This window comes from Nonomuraea sp. NPDC050202 (genome assembly GCF_040656115.1).
Taxonomy (GTDB): domain Bacteria; phylum Actinomycetota; class Actinomycetes; order Streptosporangiales; family Streptosporangiaceae; genus Nonomuraea.
This window is the reverse complement of the sequence record NZ_JBFALF010000045.1, coordinates 1-22,989: the sequence shown is the minus strand read 5'-3', so window position 1 is coordinate 22,989 and position 22,989 is coordinate 1. Positions and strand designations below refer to the sequence as shown.

Here is a 22,989-nt window from a genome sequence, read left to right as displayed (position 1 = left end):
CGTGCGAGTCGTCGTCATCGGCGCGGGAGTGGTCGGAGCCGCGGTCGCGGCCGGCCTGACCCGGCGCGGCGCCCAGGTCACGGTGCTGGAGGCGCGTACCCCGGGGGCGGGCACGAGCTCCACCTCCGTCGCGTGGATCAACGCCAACAACAAGACGCCCCAGGCGTACTTCGACCTCAACCACGCCGCCGTCTGGGCCCACCACCAGCTGCCCGGCGACCACTTCTTCCCCACGGGCAACCTCGAGTGCGCCGTCACCGACGAGCACCAGGAGCTGCTCGAGGCCCGCGTCACGCGGCTGCTCGGCATGGGTTACCCGGTCGAACGCGTCACAGCCCGGCGCGCCCTCGCCCTGGAGCCCGACCTCGTGCCGCCGCCCCCCGGCACCGCGTACGTGTTCTTCCCCGGCGAGGCGTACGTCCAGCCGCTGCGCCTGCTCGGGCGCCTGCTCGGCGAGGCCCGCGACGGCGGAGCCACCCTGGAGTGCGGCGCGGAGGTCACCGCGATCGAGGCGTCCGCGTCGGGGGCGAAGGTGACGGTGGCCGACGGGCGCACGTTCGCCGGCGACGCGGTCGTCACCTGCACCGGCCGCTGGACCCAGCACGTCGCCGCCATGGCCGGGCTGACGGTGCCGATGCTGGACCCGGCCGTGTCCGGCACGGTCACCAACGGGTTCCTGGTCACGACCTCGCCGGTGCCCGCCAGGCTGTCACGCGTCCTTACCACGGCCGCGCTCAACCTGCGCCCCGACGGGGGCGGGCGGCTGCTGCTGCAGTCCCTGCCCCTGGACGGGCCGGCCGACCCCGCCGCGCCGGTGCCCGAGCCGGTCCTCGCCGAGATCATGGCGCTGCTGCCCGGCGTGCTGCGCGCCACCGAGGGGGCCGTGGTCGAGCGGGCCGTGGTGGGGCAGCGGGCGATGCCCGGGGACGGGCTCACCGTGGCGGGGTTCGCCGACGCGGAGCGGCGGGTGTACACGGTGGCCACGCACAGCGGGGTCACGCTGGCGCCGCTGCTGATGGCGGAGGTCGCGGCGGAGGTGTTCGGTGAGGAGTCGGCGCTGCTGGCGCCGTTCCGGCCGGGCCGCTTCACCGACGGCACGGCCGGGCCCGCCCCGGCCGCGGCGCGCCGTCCCGGCCAGCAGTGACGTGACGCGGGCGCGGCGGGTTCCGTCGCGGCATGGGCGGGTACGCGTACCTCCTGTCGTGAGGAAAGGCCTGGTGCGCAGATGCTCGGAAGGCTGGTCGACCTGGGCGGCTTCGGACTCGAGGCCGCCCCCGCACTCATCCGCAACGGGCTGCTGGGCCCGGTGCACCCCACCGCGCTCGCCCGCGTCGTGGAGGCGTACCGGCACTTCCACCTGACGCCCGCCACGGGCCTGGCCGCCGCGGCGGCGCGCTGGCCCGACCGGCCGGCCGTCATGGACGAGGCGGGGACGCTCACGTTCGCCGAGCTCGACGCCCGGGCCGCGGCGCTGGCGGCGGGCCTGCACCGCCGCCTCGGGGTGGGGCCCGGCAGGACGGTGGCGGTCATGTGGCCCAACCACCGCGGGTTCGCCGAGGCGGTCGCGGCCGTGTCCCGCCTGGGGGCCGACCTGCTGCTGCTCAACACCGGGCTGGCCGGGCCGCGCCTGCGGGACGTGCTGCGGCGGGAGGGCGTGCACACGCTCATCGCCGACCCCAGCCTGCCCCGGGTCGACTTCGACGGCCCCCGGACCGGCGACCTGGACGCGCTGATCAGCGAGAACGGCACGGCGACGGCACCGGTACCGCGGCGGCCCGGGCGGCTGGTGCTGCTCACCTCCGGGACGACCGGGGTGCCCAAGGGGGCGCCGCGGCGGCTCTCCCCGGCCGCCGTGATCGAGCCGTTCCTGTCGATGCTGGCCACCGTCCCCGTGCGCGGCGGGGAGCCGATGCTCATCGCGCCGCCGCTGTTCCACGGGCTCGGCCTGCTCTGGTACGCCGCCGCGCTCGTGCTCGGCTGCCCGGTCGTGCTCATGCGCCACTTCGACCCCGAGGCCGTGCTCGACGCCCTCGACCGGCACCGGGCCGGGACGCTGGTGGCCGTGCCGGTGATGCTGAAGCGCCTGCTGGCCTGCGCGCCCCGGCCGCTGCCGCACCTGCGCGTGGTGGTCTCCGGCGGCTCGGCGCTGCGGCCGGACCTGGCCACCGCGTTCATGGACACCTACGGCGAGGTGCTCTACAACCTCTACGGCTCCACGGAGGCCGGCTGGGCCGCCCTGGCCACGCCCGCCGACCTGCGTACCGCGCCCGACACCGTCGGCCGCCCGCCGCGCGGCGCGACCGTGCGGATCGAGGGCGCCGGCGGACGCGAGCAGCCGGCCGGGCAGGTGGGGCGGGTGCTCGTCGGCGGCGGCCTGACGTTCGCGGCGGGAGGACGACCGGACGGGCTGCTCGCCACGGGCGACCTCGGGCACCGGGACGAGCGGGGCCTGCTGTTCATCGACGGGCGCGACGACGACATGATCGTCTCCGGTGGCGAGAACGTGTTCCCGCAGGAGGTGGAGAACGTCCTGGCCCGCGTCCCCGGCGTGGCGGACGTGGCGGTGCTCGGGGTGCCGGACGAGGAGTACGGGCAGCGGCTGGCCGCGTACGTGGTGGCGGCGGAGGGGGCCCGGCTGTCGGCGGACGAGCTCAGGCGGGCGGTCAAGGAGGAGCTGGCCGGGTTCAAGGTGCCGCGCGACGTCGAGTTCGTGCCGTCCGTACCGCGGAACCAGACCGGCAAGGTGGAGCGGGACCGCCTCGATCGGCGCGGGTGAGCCTCCTACCGGCCGCGCGGGCGGGTCACCGCCGCCCGCTTGACCGCGCGGCGGTGACCCCGGCAGTCACATCTGGTGGACGAGTCGCTCGATCGGCGGGTTCACCCGGGCGAACCCCTCCTGGCTGCGATACGGGTAGTAGGGGTAGGCCGCGGTCACGGTGCTGGCGGCGTCGAGCCGGGCCACCTGGTCGGGGGTGAGGGACCAGCCGACGGCACCCAGGTTCTCGCGCAGTTGCTGCTCGTTGCGCGCCCCGACGATGACCGAGGCCACGGTCGGACGGCGCAGCAGCCAGTTGAGCGCGATCTGCGGCACGCTCCGCCCGGTCTCCCCGGCGATCTCGTCGAGCACGTCCACCACCGCGTACAGCCGCTCGTCGTCCACGGGCGGCCCGAAGGCGGCGGTGCGGTGCAGCCGGCTGCCTTCGGGGAGCGGCCTGCCGCGCCGGATGCGGCCGGTGAGGCGGCCCCAGCCGAGCGGGCTCCACACCAGCGCGCCGACGCCCTGGTCGAGGCCGAGAGGCATCAGTTCCCACTCGTAGTCGCGGCCGACCAGCGAGTAGTAGACCTGGTGCGCCACGTAACGCGGGTAGCCGCGCCGGTCGGCCGCGGCGAGGGACTTCATGAGCTGCCAGCCGGAGAAGTTCGACACGCCGACGTACCGGAGCTTGCCGGCCGCGACCAGGTCGCCCAGGGTGGACAGCACCTCCTCGACCGGTGTGGCCGCGTCGAAGGCGTGCAACTGGAACAGGTCGATGTAGTCGGTGCCGAGCCGGCGCAGCGCGTCGTCAACCGCCTTGATCAGCCGGGGCCTGGACGTGCCGGCGCCGTTGGGGGTGTCGTCAACGGGCAGCCCGGCCTTGGTGGAGATGAGCACCTCGTCCCGCCGGCCCCTGATCGCCTGGCCGAGCACCTCCTCGGAGGCGCCGTCGGAGTACACGTCGGCGGTGTCGAACATCGTCACCCCCGCCTCGACCGCCACGTCCACCAGCCGCCTGGCCTCCGCCACGTCGGTGTTGCCCCATGCGCCGAACAGCTCACCCCTGCCCCCGAACGTGCCCGCGCCGAAGCTCAGCGCGGGCACCTTGAGACCAGACGCTCCCAACTGCCGATATTCCATGATTCCATCCTTTAACGGGTCGGATCTCCCGTTAAGAACGGTAGCACATTAACGGCACAGATGTTTCATTTGAGAGACTGTGGCGCGACGAGGCCGGACAGGCAGCACGCCGGCCGGCCCGGCCTGCCGGGAGTGGGTGTGGGCGCGGGCGGGATCAGTCCGCCGGGCCGAGCAGGGCTGCCGCCGTCTCCTGGACGGAACGGGTGAAGCGGCGGGGGTCGCCGGATGCCGCCAGGTGGCGGATCAGGTCACCGTCGAAGAGCGCGAGCAGGGCGTGGGCCAGGAAGTCCGCGTCGAGGTCGGGGCGTTCGGCGGCGAGCAGGGCGCCGAGGTGGGCATGCCAGAACCGGTAGCTCGGGTCGCCGTACTTGTCCTGCGCGCACGCCTGCTCGTGTGCCGCCAGCAGGACGGCGTTGCCCTCGGCGATGGCGCCGAGCCCGTCGAGGAAGGCGTGCAGCCGCTCGCGCGCGGGCGCGCCGGGCCCGAGGGGCGGCGGGCCGCTCGCCACCGCCTCGCGCAGCTCGCGCGAACGCTCTTCGAGCAGCGCCTGCAGCAGCCCCGCCCGGCTCCCGAACCGCCGGAACACCGTGCCCTTCCCGACCCCGGCCAGCGCGGCCACCCGATCGAGCGACACGTGGTCCCCGCCGCCTTCCGCCAGGAGCTGCTCGGTCGCGCGAAGCACCGCCCGCCGGTTCCGCGCCGCGTCGGCGCGTTCACCGCGTTCACCGCGCTCCGTGGGTTCGGTGGGTTCGGCGGGTTCGGTTGGTTCGGTGGGGTCCGTGGGTTCCCGGTGTTCCATCGGCGTGATGCCTTCCGTGCGTTCCATCGGCGTGATGCCTTCCGTGCGTTCCATCGGCGTGACGCCCTCCGTGCTTGCTGCCCTCGCCGTGCTCTCGGTGTCGTCGGTACGGCGGCCGGCCATGGGACCCCTCGCGAACGATGCGGACTATCGGTCCGATTATGCTACCGTCCAGCCAAGCGGACTAGCGGTCCGCATACCGCCGCAGAAGAAGGACGAACGCACATGCGCGCACTCATCGTCACCCCCAACGCCCCCGGCTCCCTTCGCCTCGGCCCGGCTCCCGACCCTGAACCCCAGCCGCACCAACTGCTCCTCGCCGTGCGCCACATCTCGCTCAACCGCGGCGAGGTCGCCTTCGCGGGCCGCCGCCCGGCCGGAACCGTTCATGGCCACGACGCCGCCGGCGTCGTCGTGCGCGCCGCCGCAGACGGAAGCGGCCCGGCGGCAGGCACCAGGGTCGCCGCGTTCGGGGCCGGAGCCTGGGCCCAGCGCATGGCCGTGGACAGCACAGCGGTCGCCGAGGTGCCCGACCAGGTGGACCTCGCCGACGCCGCCGCGCTCCCGATGGCCGGCCTCACCGCGCTGCGCACGCTGCGTACCCGCGACATCCTGGGCCGGCGGGTGCTGGTCACCGGCGCCGCGGGCGGCGTCGGACGGTACGCGGTGCAGCTCGCCGCGCTGGGCGGCGCCCACGTGATCGCCTCGGTGGGTTCGCCGGCACGCGGCGAGGGCCTGGCCGAGCTGGGCGCCCACGAGGTCGTGGTCGGGCTGGAGGGCATCGACCGGCAGGTCGACCTCATTCTCGACAACGTGGGCGGGCCTCAGCTCGCCGCCGCCTGGCAGCTCCTGGCACCCGGCGGCAGCGTGCAGAACATCGGCTGGGCGTCCGGCGAGCCGGCGGTGTTCGAGCCGTACTCGCTGTTCTCCATCGGGCCCGCCAAGACGATGAGCACGTTCGGCGACGTTCACGAGGTCGGGCCGGACCTCGCGACGCTGCTCGGGTTCGCCGCGGCGGGGCGGCTCTCGCCGGAGATCGGCTGGCGCGGCCCCTGGGGCCGCATCGCCGAGGCCGCGCAGGCGCTGCTGGAGCGGCGGGTCGCGGGCAAGGCCGTCCTGGACGTCACCCCACCCGCCTGACGTGCCGTGGCCCGGGCGGGGTTCAGGGCGCCGGGGCCTCCGAGCGGGCCCGGTCGATGTCGGTCGTCCGGTAGAGCCGCTCCGGGATGCTCGCCAGCCTGGACGGATGCACCTGCGGTCCGAGCCCGTACAGCTTCTGGAAGCTCATGATCAGCGGCCGCCACGCGTCGGGATCGATGTGGTCGTCCGACCCGGGGAGCCGGATCTCCTCGTGCGCCCACACCCGCACGACCCGTACCTCGAAGGCGAGGGTGCCGCCGTCCGCCACCGGATGCACCGCCTCCACCACGCACTCCATCGCGACCGGGCACTCGGCCACCCGCGGCGGCGCCACCACCTCCGACGGCACGGCCGTCAGCCCCGCGTGCCCGAACTTGTCACCCACATACCGGTAACCCCGCTCGTACTTGCGCTCGGGAACCGGGTCGGAGCCCGTGGTGAGCGCCAGCCGGTCCACCGCCGCCGCGAGCGCGTCGGACGGCAGGTTCAGCACGCACTCGCGGGTCCTGCGCAGGTTCGCGGCGGTCTTCGCCCTGGCTCCCAGCCCCAGCATGCCGCGCCAGCCCAGCCAGAACGCCGACGACATGGGGGCCAGATTGGGGGTGCCGTCCTCGTTCGACGACGAGATCAGCACGACGGGGGTGCCGAAATAAAGGATGCTCGGCTCGATACGGACATGCTCGTTCGTCACGGTGTTGTTCATGGGCAACCACTCTCGCCCCTGCCCCCGGCCGGCGCTGGCGGACTTCGGACCTCCCGTTCGGGCCCGGTCCGTCGGCGCGGGCGGCCATCACGGCGAAGGCGTCCACCAGCACCGGGCGTGGAGCGGGTCGCGGGGGAGTTGCCGGCGCAGCGGCCCGATCGCCGCCTCGGCGAGCGTCTCGGCGAAGCGGCGGTTCTCCTCCAGCAGCATCCACTCCAGCGCGCCGACCTCGACGTGGAAGCGCACCGGCAGCCGGGGAGCCCGCGCGTATCTGCGGGTCAGCCACTCGGGGTCGTCTTCGCTCCACCAGTACGAGCCGGACTGCGACAGCACGTTGCCGAACCGCTCGGGAGCCACGAACGCGGCATAGGAGGCGGTCAGGCCGCCGAAGCTCTGCCCCGCGATCACGGTGAGGCCGGGGTCGGCGCTCGCCTGCCATTCGCGCTCCGCCCACGGCAGCAGCTCGCCGGCGAGGAAGCGGACGAACGGCTCGTGACAGGCCAGCTCCCGGTGCCGGGTGGACCGGTCGACGGAGTCGGGCATGAGCACGACGGCGGGCGGGAGGTGGCCGTCGGCGATCAGGTTGTCGATGGTCGGGCCGATGCGCCCGGCCCACACCTCGCCGTCGAGCAGCACCACGACCGGGTACGGCCCCGTCCGGTGTTCCGGCGGCGTGTAGACCCACACCCGCCGCCCCGCGACCCCGGCCTCGGTCACGCGCCCCCGGGGAACGCCGGGCCTGGCGTCGCGGTAGGGCTGGGGCGGGGCCTGGGGGAGCTCCAGCAGCGACGCCGGGTGGCGGTCGGGGGAGTTCGGGACCGTCCGGGGGTTGCGGGGGTCGGGCAGCGCGGTGCGCATGACCTTCAGCCAGGAGTCCCTGTCGGTGCCCGGCAGCGTGGTGCAGGGGAGGATCTGGTAGCTGGCACGCAGGTCGGCGTCGAGCTCGTACGTCAGGTGCAGCAGGCCCGTCCCGGGCAGCGGGGTCATCACGTGACCTGTGATGTCGCCGGCGTGCCGGTCGCGGTCGGTCACGGTGTTGATCAGCACGACCGCCCGCTCGTCCGACGAGCCGGCGGCTAACCTAAATTGACAGGGCACATCGTGTTCTGCGACTACTGGCGCCACTGAGCGGCGCGCGGTGGGCCGCCGGCGTCCGCGCCGGCGTTCGTTCACTATGTTGTGAATATGGTGAATCTTCCGTCCGCGCTCTCGCTCGACGGCTGCGACCTGCGTTACGCCGACAGCGGCGGTGACGGCTTGCCGCTGCTGTTCTCGCACGGGGCCGGGGCCGACCACGTGATGTTCGACGCCCAGCGGGAGTACCTGCGGGACCGGGGGTATCGCGTCGTCACCTGGGACCTGCGCGGTCACGGCCTGTCGCGCCCGGCCGGTGTCCGGTTCACCGCCGAGCGGGCGCTGGCGGACCTTTGCGCGCTGATCGATCACCTGGCGCTGGACCGGCCGGTGCTCGTCGGGCAGTCGCTCGGGGGCAACCTCAGCCAGGCCGTCGTCCAGCGGCATCCCGGCCTGGCCCGCGCCCTGGTCGTCATCGGCGCGACGTCGAACACGGCACCGCTGTCCTGGAAGGAACGCCTGCTGGTGCGGGCGGCCGCGCCGATGTTGTCGGTGATGCCGGCCAGGAATCTCCCGCGGCTGATGGCCGAAGCCTCCGCGATCACCCAGTATGCGCGGACGGACGCCCGGCGGGCCTTCGGCCAGGTGCCGAAGAAGGAGTTCCTCCAGGTGTGGCGGGCAACCGTCGAGTTCCTCTCCCCGGATCCCCGTTACCGCACACCGGTGCCCCTGTGCCTGATCCGCGGCGAGCGGGACGGCACCGGCAACATCGCCTCGGCCATGCCCCGGTGGGCCGCGACCGAGAACATCGAGGAGGTCGTCATCCCCGACGCCGGCCATATCGCCAACCAGGACAACCCGCAGGCGGTCAACGAGGCGATCGAGGCGTTCCTGCGGACGATCCCGGCGCCGGAGCACGCGCGGCGATGAGCGCGGCGCCATGCGCGCATCACCCCGGGAGAACGCTTCACACCAGCTCGTACGGCTCCTCGGGCGGAGCGACGGGCACCACCGCGTCCGCCTTGATCGCGGGCTCCTCCCGCGGGACCCAGGTGCCGGTCACCCGGACCCACGCATCCTCGCGCGGCGCCCCGGCCCCTTCCACGGCCACCTCCAGCACGAACGCGTCGGCGGCGCAGCAGGCCATCCGCATCCTGGCCAGGTACCAGCCGCCGGGCGCGTGCACCGCGAACCCGGTCAGGCTGACGCGGCGGCCCGCCAGCGACGCCCCCGACGCGGCCCGGCCGGTGAACTCGCCCAGCGTCAGCTCCGTCACGCCTTCCCCGAGCGCCCGGTAGCCGGTGGCGGGCGGGGGAGCGGCGACGCCGTTCCTGGCCGCGTACGAGCCGAGCGGCGGCGGGACGACCACCACGATCGCGAACACCGGCACCGCCAGCAGCCACGCGACCCGCGGCGCGCGCTCCCGGCGGCCGAACGCCGGCAGCGCCAGCAGCACCAGGACCACGCCCGTCGCCACGAGCGCGGGCCGGTAACCGGGCCTGACGTAGTTGGCGTACATCGGCGAGAACGCCGACACGGCCAGCAGCGTCGCTCCCAGCACCAGCAGCAGGCTCGCCTGCGACCGCCCGCTCACAGCAGCTCCCATCCACCCGACGACTGCCACCATGCGCTCACAGCAGCGCCCACCCATCCGGCGACGGCTGACACCATGCGCTCACAGCAGCGCCCACCCATCCGGCGACGGCTGACACCATGCGCTCACAGCAGCGCCCACCCGGCCGCGAAGCTGACGGCGATCGCCAGGGCCAGCGTGAGCGGCACGAAGCGCCGTACGAAGGCACCGCCGAACGTGCCGGCCTGCAACGCGATCAGCTTCAGATCCACCATCGGCCCCACCACCAGGAACGCCAGCTTCGCCGTCGGCGAGAACGCCGTCAGCGACGCCGCCACGAACGCGTCGGCCTCCGAGCAGATCGACAGCAGCACCGCCAGGAACGCCAGCACCAGCACCGACACCACCGGCACCCCCGCCACGGCGGTCAGCCACTCGCGCGGCACCACCACGTTCAGCGTCGCCGCCGCCAGCGCGCCGACGACCAGGAACCCGCCCGCGTGCATGAGATCGTGACACATCGCCCCCACGAACACCTCCCACCGCCCACCGTGCCCATGCCGGTGCCCGGCGGCCCCGCGCGGCGCGGGCAGCCACTCCGCACGCCCGAACCGCGCCCAGATCCACCCCGCCGTCACCGCCACCGCCAGGGAGGCGCAGAAGCGCGCCACCACCATCGAGGGCTCCCCGGGAAAGGCCACGGCGGTGGCCACCAGCACGACGGGGTTGATCGCGGGGAGGCGAGCAGGAACGCCAGCGCCGCAGGCGGCGCCACGCCCCGCGCCATCAGTCCCGCCGCGACGGGCACGGACGCGCACTCGCACCCCGGCAGCACCGCCCCCGCCACGCCCGCGACGGGCACCGCCGCGTACGGGCGGCGGGGAAGCGCCCGCGTCCAGAAGGACGCGGGCACGAACGCCGTGATCGCGGCCGACAGCGCCACCCCGAACAGGAGGAACGGCAGCGCCTGCACGCACACCGCCACGAACACCGTGGCCCAGGTTTGCAGCGCCGGATGCGTCACCTGCGGCGCCAGCACGAACCTGCCCGCCACCAGCAGCCCGGCCAGCGCCACGAACGCCCACGGCATCCCGGAGCCGCGCCGCTCCGCCGCCTGAGTCATCACCCTCCCCGCGACGCGCGATCAAATGAGGGGATTTAGTATGACATGCTGCCGACAACGGTTTTCATTGCTCGGCCTAGGCGGTGCCGTGGGGGTTGTCGATGACGTAGCGCCACCGGCCGTCCGCGCCGCGCCGTACGACGTCGGTGGCCGTGCCGCTCAGATCCACCTCGCTGCCGTCGCGAGCGGTGCCGCGCATCGACCAGTCCACGATGAGCAGGGCGATGTCGCCCGCGACGTACGCGTGGCGGGGGCGGGCCTCGATCGGGAGGCCGAAGCTCTGGAGCTGCCGGTTGGCGGCCACCCTGGCCGGGCCGGTGACGGGATGGCCGGGCACGGGGACCAGAACGGCGCCGTCCTCGTAGGCGTGGTCGAGCGCGGTGGGATCGCCGGCGTTCATGGCCGCGACGAACCGGGCGGCGGGACTGTCGGGATAGCCCGCGAGGATCGTGCGCGGCACGGAAGTGTCATGACTGTTCATGACAAAATGATCATATCACATTTCGGTCTCGCCTCGCATGATCCCGGAATTGTCGTGGCCGCTCGCTAGTGTCCCGGGTCATGGCACACGCGCTGGTGGCGCACTCGAGCGCCCGCCCCTCACCCTCGCCCGCCACCGCCTGGGAGGAGACCCTGGCCAGGGTCACGGCAGGCGACGCCACCGGGCTGGCGGCCTACCTGGTCACGCTCGACGAGCCGGGCCGCAGGAAGGTCGCGGCCGAGCTGCCCGGCTACGTGACGGCCACGGCGCGCACCGCCGGGTGGCAGGAGTGGGCCAGGCAGGGCAGGCCGCTGCTGGTGGCCGGCGTGGCCTGCATGGGCGGTGCGTCGGCCGTGGCGGCGTGGCTGTTCCGGCGCGAGCTGCCGCGATGGCTCGATGACGACGAAGCCGAGCTGCTCGTCGGCCTGCTGCGGCGGCGGCCCGTGGAGTGGCAGGCCGACGTGGCCCGCCGCATCGCCGCCCGCATGCGCCTGCCGGAGCCGCGGCACTGGGACATCGCCGCCGCGCTCGTCCGCGAGACGGGCACCGAGCCGCCGGACGGCGAGCCGTTCATCGTGGGCTGGCTGCGCCGGCTGCGCCCGGAGACGGCCGGCCGCGACCCGCTGCTGGCCGTGTACGGGCCCCGCATCCTCGAGATCGACGCCCTCGCCCAGACCCCGCTCTGGCAGGTGGTCGAGACGGTCGCGCACCTCGTCCACGGCGGCCTGCTCGACCGCGCGGCCGTGATCGACGCCGTCGTGAGGCGGCTGCTGCGCGACGGCCCGGCGGCGCGGGCGGAGCTCGCGGGCCTGCACGACCGGCTCGACCTCGACATCGACGAGTCGGCCAGGTACGCCGCCGACTACGCGGGCCTGCTGCCCGCCGGCCCGGTCGCGGTGGCCGACGTGGCGCTGGCGCAGCTGCGGCGGCTGGAGGAGGCCGGACGGCTGGAGGAGGAGCTGTTCGCCGAGGCGATGGCGGCGCTGGCGTTCCGGCCCGAGAAGAAGCTGCTGCGCGCGGCCGTGTCATGGGCGGGCGACGCGGTGCTGCGCGAGGCGGGCCGCGTGGGCACCGTGCTGGACGCCCTCTCGACGATCTTCACGCAGGACACGCTCGCGCTGCAGGAGCGCGCCGTGCGCCTGGCCGTCAGGCTCGCCCCGCAGGCCGGGCCCGCCGGGCGCGAGGCGGTCCGGCAGGCGGCGGCGGAACTGCCGTCGGAGCTGCGGGAGCAGGTCTCGGCGGCGTACGGGGGCGGCATCGCCGAGGCGGCCCCGCCCGCCGCCCCGCCGCTGCCGGTGGGCGAGTGCCCGCCGCTGCCGCCGCCCATCGCCTCACCCGGGGAACTCGTCCTGGAGCTGGCGGGGTTTCGCTGGCCGCCCGACGTGTGGGCCTTCGAACGCCTCCTCGCGGGCCTGGCCGAGTGGTCGCACCGCGACCCCGAACGCCTCAGGCAGGCGCTGCGGCCGTGGTGGCACCCGTTCACGCCGGGCGCGTACGGGCACCATGGCGGCGAGATCCACGAGAGCCTGTTCACCGCCGTGTCACGGGCCTTCCTCGCCTTCGCCGCCCCCGAGCGGAGCAGGAAGCTGACGGCGCGGGCACCGGGGCGGCGGCGCCGTCCCGACGCTCCCGGCGCGCCGGAGCTGCTCTACCGGCGCCGCGCCCTGGAGCTGGTGACCCCGTTCGAGGAGGGCACCGGCTATCCGGTCCTGCTGGCCACGCCCACGGCGGGCACCGGGCACCTCGACCCGGCCGCGCTGCTCGACCGCCTGGAGCGGCTGGAGGCCGCCGGAGTGCGGGCCCTGCCGGCCGACCTGGCCCAGGCGCTGCTCCGGCTGCCCCGCCGGTTCGCGCCCGCCGACGTCGAGCGGGCCGCCCGGCTCACGTCGGAGGCGGGCCGCACGTGCGCCGCGTGGATGCGCGACGGCGGCATGCCCGATCCCGAGGCGACCGTGACCGTGCGCGAGACGGCACACGGCGCGCGGCTGGAGGCCGAGCTCGGCGCGCCGGCCCCGGGCCTGCCCGAGGAGATCCGCGCCCTGTTCGAGGTGCAGGACGGACACACGTACTCGCTGACCTGGTGGCCGCTCGCCCTCCCCGCCCACCGGGAGCTGGCCGCGGCCCACCTGGCCGGTTACCTGCCGTGGTCCATGGACGCCAACGACCGGCAGACGCAGGCGCTGACCGCCCTCGCCCGCGGCGACGGGCCCCTCGGCGCCGCCACCGCCCACGCCCTGGTGTGCGGCATGGGGCACGTCAACCCGGCCGAGCGGGCCGCCGCCACCGACGCCTTCCTCACCCTCGCCGCCCGCGGCGAGACCCCGGCCGGGGCCCTGGCGGCGGCGGTGACGGCCCTGGTCACGGCCGAACTCGTCAAGCTCAACCGGGTGGTCTCCGTCCTCGACGACGCCACCCAGGCGGGGGCGCACGAGGCGGTGTGGGCGGTGATCTCGGGCGTGCTGGCGGGCCTGCTGCCCAAGGAGGGCGAGCGTCCCCGCGCGGGGGCGGCCGATCTGCTGGCGGCGGGGGCGCGGGCGGCCAGGATCGCGCGAGTACGGGCGGAGCTGCCGGAGGTGGCGGCGGTCGCCGGCCGCAAGGGGTCGAGCCGCCTGGTGCAGGAGGCGCGCCGGCTGATCCAGCTCGTCGGCTGATCGTGAGACCGCCGGCCGATCCGCCTCGTCGGCTGCTCCAGGCCCTCGGCTGGTCCGGCTTGCCGGTGCCGGGCGGGCTACGGCAGCGCCGACGGCCGTGGCCGGGGCGCAGCGGGGGTGGCCGAGGCCGAGGCCGAGGCCGCGGGCCGGCCGGGGCGGGGCGGAGCGAGCAGCGCCCACACGGCCGGCGCGGCCACCGCGCAGATCCCGCTCGCACCCCACAGCGCCACCTGCCAGGCCCCGGTGAGCCAGGAGGCCTCCACGGCCCGGCCGGGGCTGGCGAGGCTGCCCGCGAGGATGCGCGCGGCGCGTGCGGGATCGTCGGCGCGGGCGTGCAGCCCGGTGGCGAGGGCGGTGCCGAACAGGGTGGTGGCCAGCGTGCCGCCGCCCGCGCGCACGGTGTTGAGCAGCCCGGTGGCCATGCCGATCCGTTCCTGGGCGACCTGGTTCACCGCCTGCGCGTCGGTGATCCCGATCATCAGGCCCATCCCGGTCCCGAGCGTCGCCAGCGGGCCGAGCAGCCCCGCCACTCCGAGGTCGGGGCGCAGCGTGGTCAGCCAGGCGTTCCCCGCCGCGATCAGCAGCAGGCTCGCGGTGACCAGCGCGCGAGCCGGCACCCCGCGGTTGATCAGCAGCCCGCCCACCTGCGGGAGGAGCAGCACGGGCGTCGTGAGCGCCAGCATGATCAGCCCAGCGGCCTGCACGGAGACGCCTCCCGCCCCCTGCAGATAGGTCGGCAGGTACGCGGTCACCCCGGCGGGCCCGGCGGCCAGGACCAGCCCGGCCAGCGTCCACGCCACGAAGCGGCGATCGCGCAGCAGCCCCAGATCCAGCACCGGATGGCGGACCCGGCGCTCGACCAGCACGAACATCACCAGCATGGCCAGCCCCGCGACCAGCGGCACCAGGACCAGGGCGTCGGCCCAGCCGGCCGCCGCGGCCTGGTTGACGCCGAACATGGTCAAGCTGAGCGCGGCGATCAGGGCCAGCGCGCCGCCCACATCGACCCGCGGCCTGTCCTCCGCCCGCGAATCGGCCATGGCGGCGGCACCCGCCAGCATGAGCAGGCCGGCCCCGGCGAAGACGGCGAAGGCGGCCCGCCAGCCGAGCGCGCCCACCAGCCACCCGGCCAGGGTCGGGCCGATGGCCATGCCCACGCCGGCCGTCGTGCCCATCGCCGCGTACACCCGGGTGCGGGCGCGGCCGGTGAAGGCGCCGCCGAGCACGGCGCCGCCACCGGTCATCACCCCGGCCGCGCCGACGCCGGACAGGGTCCTGGCGACGTTCAGCGTCAGGATGTCACCGGCCAGCGCGCTGGCCAGCGCTCCCGCGGTGTAGACGAGGGCTCCCGCGGCGAAGACCCGGCGCCGGCCGTACAGGTCGCCGAGCGATCCGGCCACCAGCATCATGGCGGCGGCCGCCAGGAAGTACCCCACCATCACCCACTGCAGGGCCGCTCCCGAAGCGCCGAGGTCGGCGCCGATCAGGGGGAGCGCGACGGTGGTGCCGGACATCAGCATCGGCAGCGCCAGGAAGCCGAGCAGCACCGCGGCCAGCGTTCCCGCGCGGCGGCCCGTCATGCCGCCGCCACCTGGTGGCGCAGCGTCCTGAGCGCCCCGGACCAGGCGATGACCTCGTCCAGCAGCTCCACCAGGGTCGGCTCCTGGTGCGGGCCGGGGGTGATCACGCCAGGCTGGGCCGGGTCGGTGATCTCGAAGTCGGTGAACGCCGACAGCGCCACCTGCGTGCGTACGTTGGCCACCTGCACCTCGGTCATGACCTGCCGCAGATGCTCCACGGCGCGCACGCCGCCGTGCACGCCGTGGCTGACGAAACCGGCCGCCTTGTTGTTCCACTCGGCGAACAGGAAGTCGATGGCGTTCTTCAACGCGGCGGGCGCCGAGTGGTTGTACTCCGGCGTGACGAACACGAACCCGTCGAAGGAGGCGACGGTCTCCGCCCAGCGGTTGGTGTGCGGGTGCCGGTACTCGCCGAACAGGGCGGGCGCCGGCTCGTCCAGCACGGGCAGCCCGTAGCCGGCGAGGTCCACCACCTCGAAGGCGGCCTCGCCGGTCGTGACGGCGGGGTGGCGGGCGGCGACCTCGGCGACCCAGTCGGCCGTGACCGCGGTGCGGCGGTGGGGACGGGTGCTGCCGACGACGATGGCGATCCTGATCATGTCTGTCTCCTCGTGCTCTTGTGCGCGACGTCCGGTAAAGTACAACGAGCGTGGCAAAAAGTAAAACGCTCAATGTATTTTTTGGGAGAGAGCTGCGGTGACCAGGGAAGACAAGCGCAAGGCGATCCTGTCCGGCGCGTTGACGGTGTTCGCCCGCGACGGCTACACCCGGGCCAGCGTCGACGCGATCGCCCGCGCGGCCGAGGTGTCGACGCGGACGATCTACAACCACTTCGCCGACAAGGCCGTGCTGTTCCAGGCCGTCATCCAGGAGAGCGCCGCGCGGGCCGCCGACGCGCAGCTCGCCGTGATCGAGCGCCACCTGCGCAAGGTGACCGACCTGGAGGCCGATCTCGTCGACTTCGGCCGTGAGATCTCCGCACCGGTCGGCGAGGGGCACGCCGAGCACTTCGCACTGGTACGGCAGATCAACGCCGAGGCCGGGCACATCCCGCAGGCCGCGATCGACGCCTGGCAGGAGACCGGCCCGCGCCGCGTGCGCCGCGAGCTCGCCGGGTACCTGCGGCGATGGACCGAGCAGGGCCTCCTGCACGCCGAGGACCCCGACCGCGCCGCCGTCCACCTCCTGCTGCTGATCTCCGTCGCCGACCCGTCCTACCAGGGCGCCGTACCCACGGAACGGGAGATCACCGAGACCGTGACCTCGGGGGTCCGCGCGTTCCTGCACGGCTACCTCCGCTGACGGTGAGGGCGTCACCGCTCGGGGCGGGATTGTCGGTGGGGTGCCCTACTGTCGCCGGCATGACCAACGCCTGGGACGCGGTCCGCGCGGCCATCGACGCCGAGGACCTTGCCGCCGTCGCCGCCCTGCTGACCGGGTTCGACGACGCCCAGCGGCGCGAGGTGGCGCGCGAGCTGCCCCGATACCTGCCGGAGGCGGAGCGGGCCGGCGAGCGCGCCGCCTTCGAGCGCCACCAGGAACGCGAGGCCAGGTGGCGCGAGCTGGCCGTCCAGGCCGAGCAGGCGGGCATCGGCATCTGGGAGCTGCCCGAGGGGCTCGCGATGATGCACCACCAGCACGTGGGCGTCCGCTGGATCGAGCCCATGCGGGTGGCGGGAGCGGGCGCCATCGCCGGAGCCGCGGCCGTCGCCACCTGGCTCAACAAGCCCCGGCTCGTTCGCGGCGAGGCCCGGGCCGACCTCGACGACGTCCGGCCGATCCTCCAGGTCGTCGCCGCCAGGCCGGCCGCCTGGCAGGAGGATCTCGCCGTCCGGCTGGCACTGCGCCTGCGCGCAGCCCGGCCCAGGCCGGGCGACGGGCGCGTCCGGCTGGCGCTCGCGCTGCTGCGCGCGACCGGGGCCGAGCCTCCCCGGCACGACCCGCTCACCCTGGCCTGGATCGCCGCCGCGACGCCGGCTGAGCTGAGCACGGATCCACTGCTCGACGCCATGGTGCCGAGGCTGTTCGAGGCCGAGGGCGCGGGGCGGCTGCTGCGTGGCGATCACGAGCTGGGCCCCGCCCTGGCCACGCTGTCCGCCGACGGCCGCATCAAGCGCGCGGCGCTGCTCGACGGCTGCCGCACCCGCTTCCTGCGCGGCGGCGAGGCCGCCGACCTGCGCTTCTTCGTGGCCCTGCACGACCTGCTCGACCCGGCCGCCGAGGAGGTCGCGCCACACGTGCGCGACTACGCGGCGATGCTGTCGCTCCCCGCGGCCAACGTCGCCGACCTGGCGTTACGGCAGCTCCGCCGGTCGAAGGCCACGCCGCCGGCCGAGGCCGTCGAGAGCCTGCTGTTCCGCTCGGAAGGCAGGCTCGCACGCGCCGGGCTGGCCCTGCTCGACCGGGTGCTCAAGGAGCCGTCCGAGGACGTCGACGCGTACGCGCCCGCGCTGGCCGCCGCGCTGGTGTGCGAGTCGGCCGAGGCCCGGGAGCGGGCGGTGAAGCTGGCCGTCAAGCACGCGGGGCGCTTCGGCCCCGACGCGGCCGCGACGATCAGGGACACCGTGGCGATGCTGCCGCCCGGCCCGGGCGCCGTGCTGGCCGGCGTCTTCGGCGGTGAAGCGGTGCCCGAGCCGCCGCGCCCCCGCTTCCAGCCACTGCCGTTGCCGGCCGTGCCCGAGCCGGGGCCGATGCCGCTGATCACGCATGCCCATGTCCTGGCCCGCGTCTCGCTGCGCGAGTTCGACTGGATGCAGCCCGAGCGGTGGCTCGACGGCTTCGTCCGGCTGGCGTCGGGCGAGCAGCGGGACTCGTTGACCGCCGAGCTGGCTCCGCTGGCCGCGCGCTGCGGTGACCGGAAGCACCAGCGGGTCCCGTGGTGGGAAACCTCCGACTGGGCCGCCGCCATGGCGCGCGAGCTGATCGAGCCGGGGGCCGAGCACAGAGCCATGCCGGACGGGCGGGCCGACCCGGCGCGGCGCGTCCCGAAGGCGGAACACGCCGCCGTGTGGCGGCTCATGCCGCTGGCCCGCTTCGCCGAGGTCTACCAGTCGCTGCTGGACGGCCGGATGCCGCCGTACCTGCTGGCCACGCCCACCCGGGCCAACGGGCTGCTGGACGCGGAGGCGCTGGTCGAACGGCTGGAGGGCTACGAGCGCGACGGCGTGCAGGCGCTGCCGCTGGACCTCGGGCAGGCGCTGCTACGGCTGGGCCGCAGCAGCGTGACCGCCGAGGCGGTGCGCCGGGCCGCGCGGCTCACCGCGCCGGCCGGGCGCCGGGTGCACCGGTGGCTCACCGACCGGCCGGCCGACCCCGAGGTGGTGCTGCGCTGGACGACGCATCAGGGTGATCCGCGCGTCGGCGCCGAGCTCGTGCTGGGGCCGGAGTACGCGGAGCTGTTCGGGGGCCTGCTCGTGCCACGCCCGGGCGACGAGATCTGCGAGCTGCTGCTGCCCGTGCTCGCCGGGCACCGGGAGCTGGCGGCCGCGTACTCGGTCTACGCCTTGATGTCGTACTGGCCGATGAGCAAGCCCACGGCACGCGACCTCGACCGACTGGTGCTCGCCGACGGCCCCGGCGGCCCCGGCCTGGCGCTGCTGCTGGCCCGCCACCTGCTGGAGGGGCCCGGCGGCGACGGGATGCGGCCACTGCTGCTCCTGGCCGCCTCCGGCGGGCTGCCGGGCGCCGAGCTGGGCCGTCAGCTGGCCGTCCTGCTGAGACGCGGCCAGGACCGGCCCGCCGACGCCATCGCCGCACTCACCGAAGCCGCCAGGCTGGGTGCGCACCGTGAGGTGTGGCAGGTGATGACCGGGCTGCTGCCCGCGTACCTGCCGGGTCCGGGGGAGCGGGCCACCAGCGCGCACACGCGGCTGATGCGGCTCGGGGCCGAGGTCGCCGGTTGGGCGGCCGCGCGCGGCGAACTGGCGGTGGTGGCCGAGCTGGCCGGCCGGCCCCGCACCAGCGAGCTGGTCCGCCACGCCCGCGACCTGCACGCCCTGCTCACCAGCCCGGCCTGATCCGGGAGGCGTGACCTGCGCGCCCTCATCCGCCGGCCCGCCCTGATCTGCCGGCCGGGCGAGGGTGCCATCCCGCGTCGGCTCAGTCGATGACCGCCGTGACCTCGGCCTCGACGAGGATGCCCGGCTCGAAGAGGACGTCGACGCCGATCAACGCGGCAGGCGGCGTGGCGAGGTCGAACTCGCGTGCCGCCTGTTCGACGCCCGCGTTGAAGGCGTCGTACATCTCCCTCTTCCAGCCCGCGGCGTACCACGTGAAGCGGACGACGTCGTGGAACGTCGCCCCCGCCGCGTCGAGCGCCTTGGCGACGTTGCGGTACACCTGGGCGACCTGCCCGGCGAGGTCGCCCGGCGCGACGAGCTCGCCGTTCTCGTCCCAGGCCACCTGGCCCGCGATGTGGACCTGCCTGCTCCCGGTCGCCACGGCGACGTGGTGGTAGAGCGGGACTTGGACATGCCTGTCAGGGTTGATGAGCGAAACAGCCACGAGATCTCCATTGCTCTCTTGTAGTTACTCAGGAACTGTAGGAGAGTGGACGCTGACGTGGAAGAACGCACTTTTCAGTGACTGGGGAACCAGATGGTGACCAAGCAGCTCAGCGGTTTGTCGGACGAGGCGGATCTGAGGCGCGCCGACTCCCTGGCGCGGGAGATCTTCTCGGACGTCGCCAACAAGTGGGCCTTGCTGATCATCGAGGCTCTCGGCGAGCGCACCCTGCGCTTCAGCGAACTGCGCAATGAGGTCGAGGGCATCAGCCACAAGATGCTCACCCAGAACCTGCGCATGCTGGAGCGCAACGGCCTGGCCGAGCGGAAGGTGTACCCGACGGTGCCGCCGCGCGTCGAGTACACCCTCACCGGGCCGGGCCAGGCCTTGCGGGCGACGGTCGACCTGATCTGCGGCTGGACCCACGAGTACTTCGGCCACATCGAATCCGCCCGCCGCCGCTTCGACGCCTGAGCCGCATCTGACGGAACGCGGCCAGCGTGACCGGCTGCCACTTCCGCCACGTGGCGAGCCGTTCCTCGTACTCGGCCGCGACCGGCTCGAACGACTTGCCGAAGAACAACCTCGCCGGCGGGTCGTCGGTGTCGGCCAGCTCCAGGATCGGGCCGCGCGTCGCCTTCGGGTCACCGAGGTCCCACCCGGGCTCCGTGGCCGCGCGGACCCCGGTGTAATCGGGGTGCTCGGCGCTGGCGCGGAGAACATGTCCGGCTACCGCGACCTAGGCTTCCACGTACGCGGCTTCGCCAAGGGCATCCTCACCTGCCCGGCCGGGGCTCTTCGCGACCGGTATCCACGCCGTACTGGTGTTCTTGATGGAGCAGGGCTCACGCTGAGGGGGTGACGGCCTCTCCTCCGCCACCGGAGCCCGCCGAACACCGGTGGCCCCGCGTGCTGGCCAGGGCGGCGGCGCTGGTGTCGCTGACACTGCTGGGCGTGGGTGTGTGGGCGTTCTTCTCCGACGCCCTTGGCGAGCCCGGCGTGGTGCTGGACATGCTCGACAAGAGGGCCAGCGTGGTGAGCATGTTCGCCGGCGTCTGCGCGCTGCTCATCTCCACGGCCACGTTGTACGCGCAACTGCGCCTGGCGGCCCAGCGGCGGAGCGGGATGAGCGTGCCCTCATGGAGCAGCACCATGGGCGGCACCGACGAGATCGCCATCACCGGCGGTCACCTCGCGGCGGCCGTCCGGCAGCCGCCCCTCCCGCGGGCGCCCACCCGGCCGGTCCGCCTGTCGCCCCGCCCGCCACAGCTCGCCGGCCGCGATCGCACCCTGGTTGAGCTGCACGAACGCCTCACCGGAGCACCGACCTCCCCGAACCTGATCGCGGTGCACGGACTGGGGGGGTGGGCAAGACCAGCCTGGTGGTCGAGTACGCTCACCGATACCTGCACGAGTACACGCTGGTCTGGCAACTGCCCGCCGAGGACACCGCCCTGCTGTCGGCCGCCTTCGCCGACCTCGCGGCGCTGCTGGCCGTACGGCAACCGACCGACGTGGCCGACCCGGTGGACCAGGTGCACGCCGCGCTCGCCGCTTACTCCGGCCAGTGGTTGCTGATCTTCGACAACGCGCCCTCCGCGGAGGCCCTGCGCGCCTACCTGCCCCCGGCAGGGCCCGGGCACCTCCTCGTCACCAGCCGGGCCGCCCCCTGGCCCTTCGACCAAGGCCTGGAGCTGGACGTGCTGGACACCGAGCCCGCGATGGCGTTCCTGCAGGCCCGCGTCGGCCAGGAGGACCGCGACGGCGCGGCGGCCGTGGTCGCCGCGCTCGGAGCGCTGCCCCTGGCCCTGGAGCAGGCCGGAGCCTACATGGCCGACACCGGGACCACGATCACCGGCTACCACGGGCTCCTGCAGCATCAGCGCAGCACCGTCCTCGCCCAGGGGGAGCCCTGGGGTTACCCCTCCCGGGTGGCCTCCACCTGGCAGCTCGCCTTCGACACCCTGGCCGGGACGAACGTTGAGGCGATCTCCCTCATCCGGCTCCTGGCCTGCTACGCCCCGGACGCCATCCCGTACCGGCTGCTCCTCACCCCGCTGGAAGCAGGTCGACCTCAGGACCTGCTCGTCACCGACGAGCTCAGAACCCACCGCAGCCGGACGCTCGACGTCCTGCGGTCGCTCCCCGGCACCACGCTGGACGTCAACCGCGCCATCAGCCTCCTCCGCCGACAGTGCCTGATCAGGATCCCGGCCGCCGATCACGTTTCGATCCATCGGCTGGTGCAGGCGGTCACCCTCGACAACCTCCCGGCCGCCGCCCGGGCCGCGTGGCGAAGAGCCGCGTGCGCCCTGTTACAGGGGGTGCTCCCGGCCGGTGCGGAGGAGGAGGCTGACGCGGAGGACACGGTCAACTGGCCGCGCTTCGCGCAACTCCTGCCGCACGCGCGGGCGCTCCTGCCGCTCGACAATCCCGACATGTGCAAGATCGCCTGGTATCTGGGGGTGAGCGGCGACTACCGTACGGCGAAGATGCTGAGCCTGCAGATCCATGAGCGCCGCGCCCGCACCCTGGGCCCTGAGCACCCGCGGACCCTGAGTATCCGGCGTCAGCTCATCCGGTGGCTGGGACAGGCCGGGAACCCCGTCGCCGCTCGCGATCAGGCTGCCGCCCTGGTGCCGGTCTGCCGGCGCGTGCTCGGGCCCGAACATCCCAACACCCTGATCGCCCGGCACGAGCTGGCGCACTGGTCGGGCGCGTCAGGGGTGCCCGCCGCCGCCGTACGTGACCAGTACGTCATGCTGCTCCCGCTCATGCGCAAGGTCCTCGGTGACGAGGACGGCATGACCTTGCGCGTCCGGCACACCTACGCCACCTGGATGGGACGGGCGGGAGACCCGGCAGGCGCCCGCGACCAGCTCGCCGCCATCCACGTCATCGCCGAGCACGTCATGGGCGCCGACCATCCCGTCACGCTGAACATCCGGCACGCTCTCGCCTCCTGGACGGGGCTGGCGGGGGACGCGGCCAGCGCGCGTGATCACGTCGCCGCCCTGCTGCCCGACCTGGAACGGCTCATGGGCGCCGACCATCCCGTCACGCTGAAGGCCCGCCACTCCCTCGCCTCCTGGACCGGGGAGGCGGGGGACGCGGGCGCAGCGCTTGACCAGTTCGCCGCCCTGCTGCCCGACCTGGAGCGCGTCGTCGGCACCGTCCACCCCACCACACTGGCCGTCCGTAGCGCCCTCGCCCACTGGTCGGCCCGCACGGGCTGAGGTGCGTGGCCGCGCGGCCGGACTTGGCGCATTCGGCGTACCTCCTCAGCATGGATTCACGAGCCGGCACCGTGCTTGCGGCGAGAAAAAGACCTAGAAGTCCATGTCGCCGCCGCCCGGCATGGCCGGGGCAGCAGGGGTCTTCTCGGGCTTCTCGGCGATGACGGCCTCGGTCGTCAGGAAGAGCGCCGCGATGGAGGCGGCGTTCTGCAGCGCCGAGCGCGTCACCTT

19 protein-coding genes and 1 pseudogene are annotated in these 22,989 nt (G+C 74.3%); 9 read left to right on the top strand and 11 right to left on the bottom strand.

Annotated elements, in window-relative coordinates:
* Nucleotide 1: 1 nt before the first annotated feature.
* Together AB0I79_RS54630 and AB0I79_RS54625 are read left to right on the top strand one after the other, a co-directional pair.
* On the top strand, nt 2–1,144 hold the full coding sequence (locus AB0I79_RS54630) for an FAD-binding oxidoreductase (protein WP_357892385.1): 1,143 nt from the start codon (nt 2–4) through the stop codon (nt 1,142–1,144).
* Nucleotides 1,145–1,225: 81 nt separating this feature from the next.
* Complete coding sequence (locus tag AB0I79_RS54625) at nt 1,226–2,776, top strand: AMP-binding protein (RefSeq protein ID WP_357892382.1); 1,551 nt, start codon at nt 1,226–1,228, stop codon at nt 2,774–2,776.
* A gap of 66 nt (nt 2,777–2,842) precedes the next feature.
* Here the strand turns inward: AB0I79_RS54625 and AB0I79_RS54620 are convergent, their stop codons facing one another.
* Both AB0I79_RS54620 and AB0I79_RS54615 read right to left on the bottom strand, forming a co-directional pair.
* A complete protein-coding gene (locus AB0I79_RS54620) occupies nt 2,843–3,895 on the bottom strand; it encodes an aldo/keto reductase (RefSeq protein WP_357892379.1) in 1,053 nt (350 codons plus the stop codon).
* 154 nt (nt 3,896–4,049) lie between these two features.
* Entirely contained in the window at nt 4,050–4,748 is a 699-nt protein-coding gene (locus tag AB0I79_RS54615) for a TetR/AcrR family transcriptional regulator (protein ID WP_357892376.1), read from the bottom strand.
* Between the two features lie 171 nt (nt 4,749–4,919).
* Between AB0I79_RS54615 and AB0I79_RS54610 the strand changes: the two genes are divergently transcribed.
* Entirely contained in the window at nt 4,920–5,834 is a 915-nt protein-coding gene (locus tag AB0I79_RS54610; protein ID WP_357892373.1) for a zinc-binding dehydrogenase, read from the top strand.
* A gap of 22 nt (nt 5,835–5,856) precedes the next feature.
* Here AB0I79_RS54610 and AB0I79_RS54605 read toward each other — a convergent pair whose 3' ends face one another.
* Both AB0I79_RS54605 and AB0I79_RS54600 read right to left on the bottom strand, forming a co-directional pair.
* Nucleotides 5,857–6,537, bottom strand: coding sequence for a flavin reductase family protein (locus tag AB0I79_RS54605; protein WP_357892370.1), 681 nt, complete (start codon nt 6,535–6,537; stop codon nt 5,857–5,859).
* Nucleotides 6,538–6,624: 87 nt separating this feature from the next.
* On the bottom strand, nt 6,625–7,635 hold the full coding sequence (locus tag AB0I79_RS54600) for an alpha/beta hydrolase-fold protein (RefSeq protein ID WP_357892367.1): 1,011 nt from the start codon (nt 7,633–7,635) through the stop codon (nt 6,625–6,627).
* 87 nt (nt 7,636–7,722) lie between these two features.
* Between AB0I79_RS54600 and AB0I79_RS54595 the strand changes: the two genes are divergently transcribed.
* A complete protein-coding gene (locus AB0I79_RS54595) occupies nt 7,723–8,541 on the top strand; it encodes an alpha/beta hydrolase (protein WP_357892364.1) in 819 nt (272 codons plus the stop codon).
* A gap of 37 nt (nt 8,542–8,578) precedes the next feature.
* Here AB0I79_RS54595 and AB0I79_RS54590 read toward each other — a convergent pair whose 3' ends face one another.
* The 3 genes and pseudogenes from AB0I79_RS54590 to AB0I79_RS54580 all read right to left on the bottom strand — a co-directional run bounded on the left by AB0I79_RS54590 (nt 8,579) and on the right by AB0I79_RS54580 (nt 10,788).
* On the bottom strand, nt 8,579–9,205 hold the full coding sequence (locus tag AB0I79_RS54590) for a TIGR03943 family protein (RefSeq protein WP_357892361.1): 627 nt from the start codon (nt 9,203–9,205) through the stop codon (nt 8,579–8,581).
* A 125-nt stretch (nt 9,206–9,330) separates the two neighbouring features.
* A pseudogene (locus AB0I79_RS54585) lies at nt 9,331–10,274 on the bottom strand (permease).
* 109 nt (nt 10,275–10,383) lie between these two features.
* Nucleotides 10,384–10,788: a nuclear transport factor 2 family protein gene (locus AB0I79_RS54580; RefSeq protein ID WP_357892358.1), complete on the bottom strand. Its 405-nt coding sequence runs from the start codon at nt 10,786–10,788 to the stop codon at nt 10,384–10,386.
* 80 nt (nt 10,789–10,868) lie between these two features.
* Between AB0I79_RS54580 and AB0I79_RS54575 the strand changes: the two genes are divergently transcribed.
* Complete coding sequence (locus tag AB0I79_RS54575) at nt 10,869–13,439, top strand: DUF6493 family protein (protein ID WP_357892355.1); 2,571 nt, start codon at nt 10,869–10,871, stop codon at nt 13,437–13,439.
* Between the two features lie 77 nt (nt 13,440–13,516).
* On the opposite strand, the gene AB0I79_RS54570 is transcribed toward AB0I79_RS54575, so the two are convergent.
* Together AB0I79_RS54570 and AB0I79_RS54565 are read right to left on the bottom strand one after the other, a co-directional pair.
* On the bottom strand, nt 13,517–15,019 hold the full coding sequence (locus tag AB0I79_RS54570) for an MFS transporter (protein WP_357892352.1): 1,503 nt from the start codon (nt 15,017–15,019) through the stop codon (nt 13,517–13,519).
* Nucleotides 15,016–15,618 (bottom strand): NAD(P)H-dependent oxidoreductase, encoded by a 603-nt coding sequence (locus tag AB0I79_RS54565; RefSeq protein WP_357892349.1) that lies wholly within the window; start codon nt 15,616–15,618, stop codon nt 15,016–15,018. The genes AB0I79_RS54570 and AB0I79_RS54565 overlap by 4 nt, the downstream gene beginning before the upstream one ends.
* Nucleotides 15,619–15,715: 97 nt before the next feature.
* On the opposite strand from AB0I79_RS54565, the gene AB0I79_RS54560 reads away from it, so the two are divergent.
* The gene (locus tag AB0I79_RS54560; RefSeq protein ID WP_357892346.1) at nt 15,716–16,321 is read left to right on the top strand and encodes a TetR/AcrR family transcriptional regulator; all 606 of its coding nucleotides are present in this window, start codon (nt 15,716–15,718) and stop codon (nt 16,319–16,321) included.
* Nucleotides 16,322–16,380: 59 nt separating this feature from the next.
* The gene (locus AB0I79_RS54555) at nt 16,381–19,035 is read left to right on the top strand and encodes a hypothetical protein (RefSeq protein ID WP_357892343.1); all 2,655 of its coding nucleotides are present in this window, start codon (nt 16,381–16,383) and stop codon (nt 19,033–19,035) included.
* A gap of 82 nt (nt 19,036–19,117) precedes the next feature.
* On the opposite strand, the gene AB0I79_RS54550 is transcribed toward AB0I79_RS54555, so the two are convergent.
* On the bottom strand, nt 19,118–19,522 hold the full coding sequence (locus AB0I79_RS54550) for a RidA family protein (protein WP_357892340.1): 405 nt from the start codon (nt 19,520–19,522) through the stop codon (nt 19,118–19,120).
* 93 nt (nt 19,523–19,615) lie between these two features.
* Between AB0I79_RS54550 and AB0I79_RS54545 the strand changes: the two genes are divergently transcribed.
* Nucleotides 19,616–19,996 (top strand): helix-turn-helix domain-containing protein, encoded by a 381-nt coding sequence (locus AB0I79_RS54545; RefSeq protein WP_357892337.1) that lies wholly within the window; start codon nt 19,616–19,618, stop codon nt 19,994–19,996.
* Nucleotides 19,997–20,367: 371 nt separating this feature from the next.
* On the opposite strand, the gene AB0I79_RS54540 is transcribed toward AB0I79_RS54545, so the two are convergent.
* Nucleotides 20,368–20,700 (bottom strand): hypothetical protein, encoded by a 333-nt coding sequence (locus AB0I79_RS54540; protein ID WP_357892334.1) that lies wholly within the window; start codon nt 20,698–20,700, stop codon nt 20,368–20,370.
* Nucleotides 20,701–20,886: 186 nt separating this feature from the next.
* Here AB0I79_RS54540 and AB0I79_RS54535 point away from each other — a divergent pair, with 186 nt between their 5' ends.
* On the top strand, nt 20,887–22,758 hold the full coding sequence (locus AB0I79_RS54535) for a tetratricopeptide repeat protein (RefSeq protein ID WP_357892331.1): 1,872 nt from the start codon (nt 20,887–20,889) through the stop codon (nt 22,756–22,758).
* Nucleotides 22,759–22,989 lie beyond the last annotated feature (231 nt).

Excerpts from the sequence above, each read along its gene's own strand:
- AB0I79_RS54595 (WP_357892364.1), top strand. The coding sequence starts at position 7,723 with ATGGTGAATCTTCCGTCCGCGCTCTCGCTCGACGGCTGCGACCTGCGT.
- AB0I79_RS54555 (WP_357892343.1), top strand. The coding sequence starts at position 16,381 with ATGACCAACGCCTGGGACGCGGTCCGCGCGGCCATCGACGCCGAGGAC.
- AB0I79_RS54565 (WP_357892349.1), bottom strand. The coding sequence starts at position 15,618 with ATGATCAGGATCGCCATCGTCGTCGGCAGCACCCGTCCCCACCGCCGC.
- AB0I79_RS54545 (WP_357892337.1), top strand. The coding sequence starts at position 19,616 with ATGGTGACCAAGCAGCTCAGCGGTTTGTCGGACGAGGCGGATCTGAGG.
- AB0I79_RS54605 (WP_357892370.1), bottom strand. The coding sequence starts at position 6,537 with ATGAACAACACCGTGACGAACGAGCATGTCCGTATCGAGCCGAGCATC.
- AB0I79_RS54570 (WP_357892352.1), bottom strand. The coding sequence starts at position 15,019 with ATGACGGGCCGCCGCGCGGGAACGCTGGCCGCGGTGCTGCTCGGCTTC.
- AB0I79_RS54610 (WP_357892373.1), top strand. The coding sequence starts at position 4,920 with ATGCGCGCACTCATCGTCACCCCCAACGCCCCCGGCTCCCTTCGCCTC.
- AB0I79_RS54540 (WP_357892334.1), bottom strand. The coding sequence starts at position 20,700 with ATGGCGATCTCGTCGGTGCCGCCCATGGTGCTGCTCCATGAGGGCACG.
- AB0I79_RS54615 (WP_357892376.1), bottom strand. The coding sequence starts at position 4,748 with ATGGAACGCACGGAAGGCATCACGCCGATGGAACGCACGGAAGGCATC.
- AB0I79_RS54580 (WP_357892358.1), bottom strand. The coding sequence starts at position 10,788 with ATGAACAGTCATGACACTTCCGTGCCGCGCACGATCCTCGCGGGCTAT.
- AB0I79_RS54625 (WP_357892382.1), top strand. The coding sequence starts at position 1,226 with ATGCTCGGAAGGCTGGTCGACCTGGGCGGCTTCGGACTCGAGGCCGCC.
- AB0I79_RS54575 (WP_357892355.1), top strand. The coding sequence starts at position 10,869 with ATGGCACACGCGCTGGTGGCGCACTCGAGCGCCCGCCCCTCACCCTCG.
- AB0I79_RS54620 (WP_357892379.1), bottom strand. The coding sequence starts at position 3,895 with ATGGAATATCGGCAGTTGGGAGCGTCTGGTCTCAAGGTGCCCGCGCTG.